This is a genomic window from Gammaproteobacteria bacterium, from assembly GCA_029882975.1.
Taxonomy (GTDB): Bacteria; Pseudomonadota; Gammaproteobacteria; order SZUA-152; family SZUA-152; genus JAJDNG01.
Genome location: JAOUJW010000012.1, coordinates 66,099 through 80,799 on the forward strand (window position 1 = coordinate 66,099; position 14,701 = coordinate 80,799).

Consider the following 14,701-nt stretch of genomic DNA (forward strand, 5'->3'; position numbering starts at 1 on the left):
GTTAGAAACTATTGGTTTTGCTCGTACAGTTTTCTTTCCCAGTTCAATGAAGTTTCCACTATGAATTCTAAATTGTCATATTTTGGGGTCCATTCCAAAATCTGATGGATTTTTTCGACACCGGCCACTAAGGTGGGGGGGTCACCGGCGCGGCGTTCTTCTTCGATTACGTTAATGGGATGTCCGCAGACTTTTTCTACAGCCTGAATCACTTCTCTGACACTGTAGCCATGACCGTAACCACAGTTTAGAGTTTGTGATTCGCCCCCGTTGCGTAAATAGTCCAAAGCGCTTAGATGGGCGGAGGCCAGGTCTTCCACATGGATATAGTCGCGTACGCCGGTGCCATCGCTTGTTGGATAATCGGTACCGAATACATAAAGTTTCTCCCGTTTTCCCACTACGACTTCGCACGCGACCTTTATCAATAAAGTCGCCTTTTTAGTTGATTGGCCTATACGACATTGAGGGTCTGAGCCGGCCACATTGAAATATCTTAATGCGATGTGGCGCATATCGGTGGCAAAAGACAAATCCCGCAACATCCATTCGGTCATTAGTTTAGAAGTACCGTACGGATTGATAGGGTTTGTTGGTGTGTCCTCCTTCGCCAGTGGAGCTTCAGGAATTCCATAGGTGGCTGCGGTTGAAGAAAAGATAAAATGCTTAACGCCGGCTTCCTGGCAGCATTGGAGTAGATTTCTGGAGCTGCAAGTATTATTTCCGTAATACTTTAAGGGGTCAGAAACAGATTCAGGAACTATAGTGTGGGCTGCGAAATGAATGACTGAATCCACATTGTGTTCCCGTAATAGACGACTAACCAGGTTTTTGTCACCGGTATCTCCGACCACCAGCGTTCCATGCAACACGGACTCGGCAAAACCGGTGGATAAATTATCCAATACCACCACTTGTTCGTTTTGTTCGCCTAACTGCCTTACCACATGACTGCCAATATAACCCGCACCACCCGTTACTAAAATCCCTGCTTTATTTGTCATATCTATATTCAGATCCGCTGGTAAAAAGGTCTAGTGTAGGGCGGCTGGTGCCGCTTGGTCAAATACCCGGGCTGGGTTTTCAACAAAGACGGTTTTTTCGGATATTTTGAGATAAAATTAAAAGTAATAAAAAACAACGGGATACGGTTCTGTCATAATAAATCGTCAATTCGATATTAATAATGATATGATTCGACTTTTTAGGTGCAAGATCGAAAAGTTTCGGGAAAGACTATGCAACATATTTTGTACACAGATTTGGAATGGGAACGACAGAATTTGGACAGCATTGATTCAGACGCAGCGGTGGCGCAGCGCACCAAGGAAATACTCATCGACACCTTGCAGCTCGATGTTGCCCCGGATTCCATCCAATACGAAACGCCTTTGCTAGGGGCTTTGGCCGAGTTAGACTCCATGGCCGTGGTGAGTCTCCTGACCACCCTGGAAGAACATTTTCAATTTGTGGTCCATGACGAGGAAGTCACTGCTGAAGTATTTGAAACCTTTGGTAGTTTGATCGATTTTGTTGAGACAAATCTCCAAGCTAATAACCAATAAAAACAATATCTTACCGTCCATTCCCAACAGGTTTTTGTTATTGCCTCGGCGACAACCGTACCCAACAGCAAGCCGCAGAAAGTCCATCTGGTATTATCTACTTAAGTAGTCTGACGCGAGAAGTTGGACTCGGTGTTTTATGTTGAGTATTTGTTGACCAAAATCCATAAGTAAAGTCAGAGTAAGGTCAATCTTGATAGAATTTTCAATTATTAGGCAAAAACTATTCGCGTTGCGAAACTTTATGCCACTTATCGCCTGTTGCGCACCAATTAGCCAAGAAAATTTGCAGAAACCCATCGGTGTTATGGTATTATTTTGTTCGCAGTACTTAGTAATAGTTAGCCTAACGCGAGGGGTAATCCAGGAATGGGGTTGGGCTTTCAGATCTTGGGGAGTTCAAGACCTAAGTTTTGGAACACAAACAGTTTTCAGGGACAGAAAACATCGCGCGGGTTTTTGTGAATAGTACCTATTTGTCAACGTTAAGAATTCACTGAAAGATCCAGTGGTCGAGTGTCAAAATAAAACCGACTTTGGAATAATTAACAGTGTTAAGCGTTGATTAACCAAACAATGTAACCGATCCAGCAATAAGAGAGACACCCGTGTATCAAGCTTTTTACAACCTGACCGGAAAGCCGTTTCGCCTGAGTCCAGACCCCGCATTTTTCTTTCCAAGCCGGGGGCACAAGCGTGCGCTCGCCTATCTTCGCTATGGTCTGAATCAGGATGAGGGTTTTGTGGTCATCACCGGCGCGCCGGGTACGGGTAAAACCACCTTGGCGAAAATCTTGTTACAGGAAATGGGTGAAACCAATATTGTCGTTGCCCACCTGACCACCACTCAACTGGAAGCCGATGATATGCTGCGAATGGTGGCGGCTTCTTTTGGGTTGCGTTACGAAGGTTTGGATAAAACCGGTTTGTTAAAGTCTCTGGAAGCTTTCTTACTGGCACGCGCCAGGGAACGCAAAAAAGCTTTATTGGTTATCGACGAAGCCCAAAACTTACCGCCGCGCTCCTTAGAAGAGCTGCGCATGCTCTCCAATTTGCAAGTGGGTGATCGCAGCCTGTTGCAAATCTTTTTGCTGGGCCAAGAACAGTTCCGGCAAATGCTGGACGAAGTGTCGCTGGAACAGCTCAAACAACGAATTATCGCCAACTATCACTTAAGTCCTTTGGGGGCAGATGAAAGTCAACGTTATGTTGAAAGTCGTTTGCAGCAAGTAGGTTGGGATAGTGATCCGCATTTTGCTGAAATCGCTTTTGAAATGATTCACGAGTATACCGCGGGGGTTCCGCGACGCATCAACATGCTCTGTGATCGAATTCTATTATTTGGGTGCATGGAAGAAATTCACTCCATTACTTCAGAAGTCGTCAAACTGGTCACCAAGGAGTTGGACGAAGAAGTTACGGGCAAGATCACTGAAGAAGAAGATAGAGAGTTGGATTTGGGGGAACAGAAACCCGCAGTTAAAGCGGCGAAGCCCCAGGCAACACCTCAGCCTGCCCAAGCACCCGCGAGCACCGCAAATGTGCCGCAAGCACAATCCGATAGCGCGCCGAAAACACCGGATCAGGCAGTGGCTAATGCACCGGCAAAAGAATATTCGCGCCGTATGGATGAGGAAAACCTGGACATAGAATTTGCCGCATTCAGTTCCGAATTGGATGAGCGGCTTCCGGCAGAACCGGCCTCAAATCGTGATAAGCGGGCGGACAAGTTGCGCTTAAAAACCAATTTGCCGCTGGAAAAGAAAGGCGACGCGCAAAAAGATGACGACAAGCGCGTGATGGGCAATACCGTACAAAAGAAAAAACCGGCCGACAGACCTGCCGGAGGCAACAGTGCACCAGGTCCCATCGAGATCTCTGAACGGGATTTGTTCCGGGTGATTCCCGGCGGCAGGCCTGCGGATCAAATTGCACCGGCCGGCCAACGTATCGCGGCTCAGGCGCGTTCCGGCGTCTCCAGCCCCAGCAACGAAGACGTCAAATTACGGCGTATACTGCGCTTAGTACTGGCTTTTCATCGCTCGCCTTCACGGTTTCCCGGATTGGATAACCCGGACCAACCCTTACCGGAAGGTATTACTGAGTTATTGGAACTGGCAATTTCAGAAGACGATGTATTGAACAAAGTCAGTCCCGCCGCTGTGATGGGGATCTCTCCTGTCATGTTACGCGCCGCGGTACGGTTTTTCGTGCGTCGAGCCATGTTTATTATTAACGGTGACCATTACCGCGTCTTGGGTGTGCCGCCCACTGCGCCTCAAGCTTTGATTGAAAAACACTACGACTTGTTGATGCGTTTGTTGCGTCAAGACAAGCAACGCGGCTCTGCAGAATCCGTCACTCGAGTGGGGCAAGCCTATGAAGCCCTAAGTCGGACCGAGAATTCGGCATTTAAGTTTGCCAATTTGGATCGACAAGAAGACGAAGAAATGGTCATCGATTTCGATTCACTGGAAGGACAACACGCTCGGGAATCCGGGTTTGGTGCCAAGCCCAATGAAATGTTCAATCCACAACTGGGTATTTCGCGCAAGCGCATGCGCTATGCCAGCCAGGCGGCCGTATTGGGTTTTGGTGTACTGGTGGTGGTGTTAGGTTTGTATATTGTGCAATTAGAGCCGGGCGACACCAGCACTGCACAAAAGCAAGCCATGGTGGATAAGAAAGTGGTTTTGCCTGCTACAACCGAACCGAAAGTGGCAGACTCAACACAGTCCGAGCGGCGCAATTTGCAATTCTCGGACGGTACCCCGTCAAGTTCTACCGGCTCAAAAGAGACGGTGAGCGACAATACAACTCTGCAGTTCAGTCAGGATGAAATCGATGCTATCCGCAAAGAATTGCTGGGTGCGGTTAAAGAGCAGGAAATTCGTTTAAAACCCGATGCGGAAAAAGACCGTACAACGCCGGCACAAACGAACGCTAGCGTTGACTTGAATAAAGCGACCGAAACTAAGCCAGCTGTGGTAGAGAATGCACCCGTACAAACTCAAACCGCAACCCGCGAACCGGCGCCGCAAAGCACGCAGTTCATAGAGCCAAAACCAGCAACAGACACGGTTATGGCAGAAACGGAAACAGCTAGCCCGGTCGAAACACTGGCCATTCAGACTGAAAGTCCCTTGCAAACCGCCCCGCGTACAACCACACGGCGCTCATCGCGTTCTTCATTTGCAGAAGCGGCTTCTCGTTCTGCAGCCAGCTCGCGCATTGTGCAGGGTTTGTCTGATGAAGAAAAAAGAGCAATAGCGGCAGCAGCGCGTGCAACCGCGTCGGCTGCTGCACCTCGCGACATGGCATCTCCCGCAACAGAGGCACCAACAACAGAGGCACCAACAACAGATGAACCAACAACAGAGGCACCGCCAACAGTGGCAGTAGTTGGTGGAGACAGTGGCTTGGCTCCAGCACAAGTGTCGCAACCGGCTGTTTCCGATCAATCGCAAAGTGCCCCAGTCAGTGGAAGCGCAGCTGCCACCATCAGCCAAGACGAATTATTTGATGTGGTTGGAGGATTAATTAACGGATATGAAACCGGGAACGTGGATAAGCTTATGAGCTTTTTCGATTCTGCGGCTCGCACCAACAATCGCATCGATGCTAAAGGCATACGCGCAGACTACGAAGAGCTGTTCAGTGCCAGTTCTGCTCGAAAATTGCGCATTTCCGGGTTAAATTGGGAAATCGAAGCTGATGGTGCTCGTGCAGTGGGGGACTATGAAGCGCGCATCAACCCCATTAACAGCCGCAACGGTCAATCGTTTAAAGGCAACATCACCTTACAGGTCCGCAAGCATGATGACGGTGTGAAAATTACACGATTGTATTTTTCCAACCAGACCGTAAGCACCACCGAGCGTCTCTCGGAAAACGCTGCCGTTGCTGTAAAAACCACAGCACCCGCAATGACGCGAGAGGCATTGCAGTCTATGCTTAACAACTTTGTTGCAGCTTATGCCGAAGGCGACCTGGAACGTTTGATGACCTTGTTTGCTAAAAATGCACAGACCAATGACCAAAATACATTGGCGGGAATTCGAAACGACCATTCTGAATTGTTCAAATCTACGGCTGTGCGGGAAATATCCATCAAATCCGTAAAATGGACACTTCGTGAAAGTGATGCCACTGGCGAAGGTTGGTTTCAGGTAAAACTTCGGCCCCATGGGTCAGATCAAGTGAGCACGGTTAAAGGTCGTATACGCATCAGCGCCAAAAACACCGGCAAGGGTGCACATATTACCCAAATGTTTCACTCGGCAGAACAATAACTGATCAAATGATAGTCAGTTCTCTAGATTTAAGGAATTGAGGTACGCAGAGTGCATAGGGAAATGGCACACAGGGAGCACAGAAACAGGAAGTCAGCGAGATAACTAGTGGTGGATTAGTGAGCAGTTTTAGTAAGTAGTATTTTAGAGTAACTGTTAGCAAATCGTTCCGACCTAAATGTACTATGGGAGAGGGACACTGGACAAACACCGGGTCTTGACAATGCCGTGGACGATGTCCATAGTAAACCTGGGTTAACAACTTTAGTAATGGAAAAAATGGAGATTACAATGAAAAAAGCTGTTCTGGGAATGAGCCTTGCCGTAGCGCTGTCACCATGCGCGTTCGCACAAGAACAAAACAACAACGTAATTCATCTGGCTGCAGCGATTGGTGCCGGCGGTTCCACAACCACCGCTACCACTTCAAGTACTTCTGGCGCGGCAGCGGCCACCACCGCATCTGCGGCAACTGCCAATATGATTGCCACAGGAATTATCGTAGCATCCGGTATTGCGGCGATTTCAGAAGCGGGTGGCACTACCTCCCACTAAGTCTGAAGCGTTTTGTTGTTTTTAGGCGTCGTAGCCTTCCTTTTACCGTCTAAAAACAGTACAACACAGGCTCTTGGCATAGCCAAAGGGCCTGTGTTGTTTTTAATATAATAATGAACAATAAATAGACAGTTTAACTTCCTTTTGAATCATTCCAATCGACTGTGGCTCGCAAAACCTACCCCCTGTTGTTTTTTGTAGCTTGTCTGGGCCTTCCAACGAGTGTGATTTTCCCGTGGCAGTCGGTGCAGGCTGCATCGCCCTCTTTATTGGGGCAATCGGGTCTCATCAGCATGCCGGACGCCCGCCTGGGGGAAGAGGGCAGTTTGAACATTGGGTATAGTTTCTACAAACCTTATCCCACCTTCTGGAGTTCCATCAGTCTGTTTCCTCGGTTCGAATTCTCCGCCCGTTATACCCGGGTCATGTATGTAACCGCTTTTGCAGGTCAGGGTTATGGTGATTACAAAGACAAAGCTTTCGATGCCAAATTACAACTGTTGTCGGAAAGTGAGTACTTACCCGCCGTGGCGGTGGGCGTTCACGATTTTCTTGGTACCCAATTGCTAAGTGCCGGGTATATTTCCTTGAGTAAGCAATTTGGACCTGTGGATGTGAGTTTGGGTTACGGTGAGCAACGCTTGGACGGTTGGTTTGGAGGTGTGCGTTACACGCCCGAGTGGGCCAAAAATGTCAGCGTGGTGGCTGAGTACGATGCCTTTGATTATAAAAATGACCGCTATGCGATTCGCAGCGGTGCCGTGAATAAAGCCGGCGGCGCCACCCTGGGCCTGGAATACCGTTGGGGTTGGTTGGGATCACAATTGTCGTATCAGGACGGGGATTGGGGCATTAACGCGCATATTTCTATTCCCCTGCAACAAAAAGAATTTGTGCCGAAGATTCATGAACCCAAGGTGTATACCGAAGTGGTTCCGCGCAGCCCCACCCAACAATGGCAGGAAAATAAGCAAGATGCGCGGCAACTGGTCACAGCCCTGGAAGAACAAGGGTATAAAAACGTCAAACTTGGCTTAAACGGCCATCAATTGAATTTGAGTTTTTCTCAACCTCGCATCACCCTGGTGGGGCGGGCTATCGGTCGGGCCGCGCGCACGGCTATGCTGTTGGCGCCAACGGATGCCACCTCCATTAAGCTGACCTATTATACGATCACCGATTTACCCTTAGTCAGTTATCATTTTAAAGACCTGGAGCAATTACAACGCTTTTTTGCCGGGCAGGTTACCTATGGTGAGTTGCTTAAAAACCTGGAAGTGACTTATGCAGAAACCGATTATGTCGATCAGTTTCAGGCACACATTTGGGATTTGCCTGCGGCAGACGAGGTTAACCGCGACGCGGCAGGTAAAGATGCAGATAAAAATACGGGTGACCCGGGTCCGGATTCTGACAGAGTTAATGAGGGAGAAGTAGGCGTAGAGCCAAGCCGAAGCGGCACTTCACTGCTGGGTTTTAAGCTGAAACACAATGAAGACGGCCATTCCATTAGCCTGTCCCGCCAGGACAAGGCCCTAAGCCAATATAAAATCGTCCCGTTCAATTTCGGATTGTTTTTTAATGATCCCAGCGGCGCCTTGCGTTACGACACCTTTGCCAAATTTTACGGTAAAAAATACCTGGGACAAGGCTTGTTCCTGGAAGGGGCTTTACGCTTGCAAATGTTTGAAGACGTCAGCGGCGTGACCCAAGCATCCAACAGTTTGTTGCCCCATGTCCGCAGCGATGTAGCCGATTACAAGCGGGAGCGCGGTCTCAAAATCAACAATCTGGCTTTAAACCAATACTGGCTGCTACGACCGCGACTTTATGCGCGTGTTTCCCTTGGGCTGTACGAAGAAATGTTTGGCGGTGCCGGAGGCCAAATCCTGTATTTGCCCAAGCAGGGTAGTTGGGCTGCCGATCTCAGCGTCGACTGGTTACGCCAACGGGATACAGATGGGGAGTTTGGCTTTCGCCAATACGAAACTGTTACCGCTGTTGGCGCATTGCACTATCAAATTAAAAAATACGGTGTCACCACCACCTTAAGAGCCGGTCGGTTCCTGGCAAAGGATAGCGGTGCCCGCCTGGAATTTAGCCGCCGATTCCACTCCGGTATCAGAGTGGGCATGTGGTACACCCGAACCGACGGCAACGATATTACCGGCCCCGGAAACCCGGGCAGCCCCTACTACGACAAAGGTATCATGATGACCATTCCTTTCGGCAATATGCTTACCAAAGACACCCGCGCCAATGCCGGATTTGCCTTGTCCCCCTGGACCCGTGATGTGGGTCAAATGGTTAAATCACCCGGGGATTTGTATCAGATCCTGGAAGAACCGCTGTTGCTGGATCGACCGGGGCATCATTTATTGTCGGATTTTCACTATTGAGTAAGAGCTTTTAGTTTGTAGGCAACAACGTTTTAACAATTTAGTCTAGCAATTAAACTCCGTTCCAGTTCCAGTCAAATTCAAAAAACATCGCTAAATGCCTAAATATGTGCATTTTTTATTTGACTATTCTCCCCCAGAGCTTAGACTTTACCTGCACTGAGTCCTGAAAATACGTACAATTATTAAACAACTCAAGCGTCGATACGCATAACGGTCCAATGACAGTCAGATACGTACCATCTATAAATATTTCTATATTTAACATAGTGTTATTGGCTATATTGCCAGCCATGGTGCAGTCGGTAAGTGCTGCCCCCACACCCGAACAACTGCAAATGCTGCAACAACTGTCACCGCAACAACAACAGCAAGCACTCAAGGCGTTGCAAAAGGGTTCTGTCTCCGGTTTTGGTAATGTAAGTGGCAGCAAGGAAGCCACCTCCCTCAATGAGCCCGAAGTGGTTACTCCACGCGCGCCCGACGGGAACGCCGCCATGGAAGCGACTATCAAAGAGGGTACCGATGCACCCACCCTGGAGGAAGTCAAAGAAGAAAAAGAAGTCACTCAGGAACTGAAACAATTTGGCTACGACCTGTTTTCCGGTACACCAACCACCTTTGCTCCAGCTACCGATATCCCCATTCCATCCAACTATGTGGTGGGTCCCGGAGACAATATCCAAGTACAGTTGTTTGGTAAGGAAAACGCCGAATACGACCTGGTGGTCTCCCGCGAAGGCAAGCTGCGTCTGCCGGGCATTGGTCCCGTATCCGTCGCCGGGCTGACCTTTTCCAAGCTGCAAAGCACTTTGCAGGGCAGAATCAAACGCCAGATGATTGGGGTCAAGGCCAATATCACCATGGGTACCTTGCGTTCCATTCGCGTGTTTGTGCTGGGAGATGTAGAACGTCCCGGTTCCTACACCGTCAGCGCCTTGTCCAATCTGACCAATGCCTTGTTCGTCAGCGGCGGGATCAAACCCATCGGCTCCCTGCGCAATGTGCAACTCAAACGCCGCGGTAAAGTCGTCAGCCGCATGGATTTATACGACTTACTGCTCAAAGGCGACACCAGTGGTGACGCCCGCCTGCTGCCCGGAGATGTGATATTTATCCCCCCCATCGGCAAAACCGTGGGCGTGGCAGGGGAAGTACGCCGACCGGCTATTTACGAAATGAAAACGGAACAAACGGTACAGGAAGCCATTGAATTTGCCGGGGGCTTCTTGCCTACGGCTTACACTAAAGCCACTCAATTGGAACGTATCACCCTAAGCGGGGAAAAGACTCTGGTGGATATTGACGCCAGTCAGCCGCTTAATCTCAAAAAACACATCCAAGACGGTGACGTGCTGCGGGTGTACTCCGTGCTGGATAAAATGCAGGATATTGTCCTGATCTCCGGTCATGTACAACGCCCCGGCGGCGCCCAGTGGCGCCCCGGTATGAGGTTGACGGATATTGTTCCCAATATTGACACCCTGTTGCCCAAACCCGATCTGGAATACACCCTGATCAAACGGGAAATGCCGCCGCACCGGCACATCGAAATGATTACCACCCGCTTAAGCGAAGCCCTGAAAGACCCCAAGTCCGTTTATAACACCGAACTTAAACCCCGTGATGAAGTCTTTTTCTTCGGTGGGGGTACCGACCGGGAAAAACTCATTGAGCCCATTATCGAACAATTAAAGCAACAACAACGCTACAACCAACCGGCTTCCATTGTTACTGTATCAGGTAATGTGTACCACCCCGGTACCTATCCCTTAGCGCCCAATATGCGTCTGAGCGATTTAATCCGGGCTGCTTACGACTTAAAGCCCAAAACCGATTTGGACTATGTCATTGTCAGCCGAGAAGACCACATCAGTGGAAAAGTCTCTGCTTTTTCCACCTCCATCCGCAACACCATGCAGGCTAATGGCCGCGACATTGATATTGTCCTTAAGCCCAAAGACCAAGTATTTGTATTTACCACCGATGCCATGGCGGAAAAAGGGATTCGGCGTCAGGCGCTGATTGAGCCTTTGATCGAAAAATTGCGAATCCAGAGTAAACAGGGAGAGAGCGCACCCGTGGTGACCATCAGCGGTTACGTGCGGGACCCGGGGCAATACCCATTGGATCAGAAAATGCAAATAGCAGATCTCATTAAAGCCGCCGGGGGCTTGACTGAATCGGCCTATACTTTGAGCGCGGAATTGAGTCGCTACAATGTGGTCGCCGGGCAATATCGGGAAATTGACCACAAGGTAATTAATAATACCCAAATTTTTGCGGGAACCATATCCAGAGAATTCACCCTGCGACCCTACGATACCCTGCATGTTAAGCGGGTACCGTTATGGTCCGAGCAGCAAACCATCGAATTGAAAGGCGAAATTAAATTCCCGGGAGTTTATCCGTTCAAACGCGGTGAACGCCTCAGCAGCGTGATTAAACGAGCAGGGGGATTCCTGGACCAGGCCTTTATAGACGGCGCGGTTTTCCTACGAGAAGAATTACGCGAGAAAGAACAGGAACAAATTAACGGTATGGCGGCCAGGTTGGAGTCCGACCTCGCCGCCATGGCCCTGGAACAAAGCCAGGTGCAAACCGCCGACAAAAAGTCAGACCCCCAATCCGTGGCCATGGCCAATTCCCTGTTAAAACAATTACGCCAGACACAAGCCATGGGCAGGCTGGTAGTGAACTTAAACGAAATCAACTGGACCGAAAACGAGCCCGGAGAATACGATGTGGTCCTTAAAGACGGAGACAAACTGTTCATACCCACCAACACCCAGGAAGTCACCATTATTGGCGAAGTACAGCAGTCCACCTCACACCTGTACGCAGAAGACAAAGACCGGGATGACTACATCAATCTGAGCGGTGGATTTACTTACAAAGCCGATGAAGACCGTGTTTATATTGTAAGGGCTAATGGGGCTGTGGTGTCGGAAGATAATACGGCTTGGTATGGTGACAGTAAAAGTGTGAGGCCTGGAGATACTATTGTGGTGCCTTTAAAAGCGGATCGTATGAAGCCCTTGACTCTGTGGGCCAATGTAACGCAGATTCTATACCAGTTGGGGATTGCGGCGGCGGCTTGGCAGACGGTTGGGGTGTTTTAAACTGATGTGGTCTCATCTTCAATATATTGGTTTTGTGACATGAATTTGGATTCAGGTTTTAGTAAAAATGCTAAGGGTAAAGGGGCGCAAGATTACTTTGTGCAGGTACCGATTTTGGAAGAGAAAACAGGAATTAGTGGTGTTTTAAATCTACTCAATGATTTTAAGTTGTATATAATATCTGTGTTATGTATTTGTACTGTTAGTTCAGTTTTTATTGCGTTTTCAGTTACCCCAACCTTTCTTGCGTCAGTTTTACTAGCGCCAGCTTCTAATGAAAATCATAGAAGCAGTGGGATAGCTTCAATCGCTAACCAATTCGGAGGTTTGGCGGGTTTAGCTGGAATTTCAGTCGGGGGAAGTAATGATATAGAAATTGCTTTAGCGACACTCAGTTCCAGAAAATTTATTACTCGTTTTATTACTGACTTAAATTTGAAACCAATTCTATTTAGGGATAAGTGGGATGCCTCTAAAAAAATTTGGCTGGAAAAGGAGCCTAGCTATGGTGAATCGTATAAAAAATTTAGGGAAAAAGTGTTAAATATATCTAGAAATAGAAAAACTCAATTAATAACTTTGAGTGTAGAGTGGGAAAATCCAGTTGATGCGGCGAAATGGGCGAATGCATTGGTTACGCGCATAAACAACGAATTGCGCCAACAGACAATTGAAGAAGCAGAAAGGAGTATATCCTATTTGACCGATCAAATAAGCCAAACAAGTTTATCGGAGCTGCAAAATGTTATGTACAGAATAATAGAAGAACACACAAAGGTAATTACGCTAGCAAAGGTCAATGATGAATATGTGTTGCGAGTTATAGATCCAGCAATTCCGCCTGAGATTCGCTCTAAACCAAATAGAAAACTTATAGTAATGTTAGGTATATTGTTTGGCGGGATATTAGGTTTTTTTCCCGCAATTTATTTTAAGGCGTTCAAAGAAAATAGCATTTCAAAGGTCTAGTCTAGTTTGCCTAGTTCGCGAAATGCCTATAAAAAAACGAATCGCAAGACCTAGGCTATGAGGGTTTTGTTGATTCTTTTGTCAGGTTAACAACTTAGATTCCGCAGAGAAATTGCTATGAAGCCCGTATATGTAACAAAACCAGATTTACCGCCGCTAGAAGACTTTATTCCGTACCTTGAGAACATCTGGGATAGTAAAATATTAACCAATGGAGGGCCATTTCATCAACAATTAGAGGAGGCTCTTTGTGAATACTTGGGGGTTGAGCATATCGCGCTATTTGCAAATGGCACACTAGCTTTGGTTACTGCTCTGCAAGCATTGCGAATTACAGGCGAGGTAATAACAACTCCTTATTCGTTTGTTGCTACTGCTCATTCACTGTTGTGGAATGGAATTAAACCTATATTCGTAGATATAAATAGTAGGGACTTCAATATAAACGTTGAGAAAATTGAAGCTGCAATTACTCCTCGAACCACGGCTATTCTACCTGTACATTGCTATGGTTATTCATGTGACGTGTTTCGACTGCAAGAGATTTCCGATACTTATGGATTAAAGTTGATTTTTGACGCAGCTCATGCTTTCGGTGTTGGTGATACTAAAGGAAGCGTGCTGCAATATGGGGATATGTCTGTTCTAAGTTTTCATGCAACTAAAGTGTTTAGTACATTTGAAGGTGGGGCTATAGTTTGTGCTGACGCCAAAACAAAAAAAAGGATTGACTATTTGAAAAATTTTGGGTTTGCTGATGAAACTACTGTTGTAGCTCCAGGGATAAACGGAAAGATGAACGAGTTGCAGGCTTCGATTGGAATATTGCAGCTATCATACGTTGATAAGGCTATAGCTCGCCGAAAAGAGATAGATCTTATGTATAGAGAAAGTCTAAATAGTGTTAGAGGTTTAAAAATACCTGATCAGCCTAGGACTGTTAGACATAATTTTTCCTATTTTCCCATTCTGATCGAACCAGATTTTCCTATGTCTCGTGATGAATTGTATGAATTGTTGAAAATGAATTCGGTGTTTGCAAGGAGATATTTTTATCCGTTAATAACAGATTTTCCTATGTACAAAGGACTAACATCCGCAAGTCATGACAATTTGCCCGTTGCCCGTGAAATTGCAAAGAAGGTCTTGTGTTTACCTATATACCCTTCACTCACAGATTCTGAGCAGAAAAAGATTATCTCTTTGGTGCGAGACATATAGGTATGGCATATCTAGATAAGAATGCAATAAAAAAAATGGGATTTGCATCTGTTGGGGACAAGGTGCTTATCTCCGAGAAAGCTTCCTTCTATAACTGCAGTAATATTGCTATTGGGAGTAACGTTAGAATAGATGATTTTTGTGTTTTTTCAGCAGGAAACGGTGGGATTAGTATAGGTAATCATATTCATATAGCGGTTTTTAGTTCTTTAATTGGTTCTGGAAAGATTGTGTTGTCTGATTTCTGTAACCTTTCTTCAAGGGTATCGGTTTACTCTAGCACCGATGACTTCTCAGGGGGCACGATGACAAGCCCAGTGATTCCTGGGCGATATAAAAATGTGACGCATTCGGAAGTTTATTTTGGTAAACATGTGATTGTCGGATGCGGAGCAGTGATCATTCCTGGAGGTATTCTCGAAGATGGTGTTGCTGTTGGTGCACTAAGTCTAGTGAATCACCGTTGCAATGCATTTGGAGTCTATGCAGGGGTGCCGGCTAGATTTGTGAAGGAACGCAGAAAAAATTTAATGATTTTGGAGGAGGAATTTTCAGCAAGCGAATTACAGAAACGCTGA

The 14,701-nt window shown here is 47.2% G+C and carries 9 protein-coding genes; 8 read left to right on the top strand and 1 reads right to left on the bottom strand.

Annotated elements, in window-relative coordinates:
* Window positions 1-8: 8 nt before the first annotated feature.
* Complete coding sequence (gene galE / locus OEY58_10725; protein ID MDH5325926.1) at window positions 9-1,004, bottom strand: UDP-glucose 4-epimerase GalE; 996 nt, start codon at window positions 1,002-1,004, stop codon at window positions 9-11.
* A gap of 234 nt (window positions 1,005-1,238) precedes the next feature.
* Here galE and OEY58_10730 point away from each other — a divergent pair, with 234 nt between their 5' ends.
* The 8 genes from OEY58_10730 to OEY58_10765 all read left to right on the top strand — a co-directional run bounded on the left by OEY58_10730 (window position 1,239) and on the right by OEY58_10765 (window position 14,701).
* Window positions 1,239-1,565, top strand: a complete 327-nt coding sequence (locus tag OEY58_10730) for an acyl carrier protein (protein MDH5325927.1) — start codon at window positions 1,239-1,241, stop codon at window positions 1,563-1,565.
* Between the two features lie 608 nt (window positions 1,566-2,173).
* Window positions 2,174-5,857, top strand: a complete 3,684-nt coding sequence (locus tag OEY58_10735; GenBank protein MDH5325928.1) for an XrtA-associated ATPase — start codon at window positions 2,174-2,176, stop codon at window positions 5,855-5,857.
* 291 nt (window positions 5,858-6,148) lie between these two features.
* Window positions 6,149-6,412, top strand: coding sequence for a hypothetical protein (locus tag OEY58_10740; protein ID MDH5325929.1), 264 nt, complete (start codon window positions 6,149-6,151; stop codon window positions 6,410-6,412).
* A 224-nt stretch (window positions 6,413-6,636) separates the two neighbouring features.
* Window positions 6,637-8,811 (top strand): YjbH domain-containing protein, encoded by a 2,175-nt coding sequence (locus tag OEY58_10745; protein MDH5325930.1) that lies wholly within the window; start codon window positions 6,637-6,639, stop codon window positions 8,809-8,811.
* A gap of 275 nt (window positions 8,812-9,086) precedes the next feature.
* Window positions 9,087-11,933 (top strand): SLBB domain-containing protein, encoded by a 2,847-nt coding sequence (locus tag OEY58_10750; protein ID MDH5325931.1) that lies wholly within the window; start codon window positions 9,087-9,089, stop codon window positions 11,931-11,933.
* 39 nt (window positions 11,934-11,972) lie between these two features.
* Window positions 11,973-12,902: a hypothetical protein gene (locus OEY58_10755; protein ID MDH5325932.1), complete on the top strand. Its 930-nt coding sequence runs from the start codon at window positions 11,973-11,975 to the stop codon at window positions 12,900-12,902.
* Window positions 12,903-13,019: 117 nt separating this feature from the next.
* The gene (locus OEY58_10760) at window positions 13,020-14,123 is read left to right on the top strand and encodes a DegT/DnrJ/EryC1/StrS family aminotransferase (GenBank protein ID MDH5325933.1); all 1,104 of its coding nucleotides are present in this window, start codon (window positions 13,020-13,022) and stop codon (window positions 14,121-14,123) included.
* A gap of 2 nt (window positions 14,124-14,125) precedes the next feature.
* A complete protein-coding gene (locus OEY58_10765; protein MDH5325934.1) occupies window positions 14,126-14,701 on the top strand; it encodes an acyltransferase in 576 nt (191 codons plus the stop codon).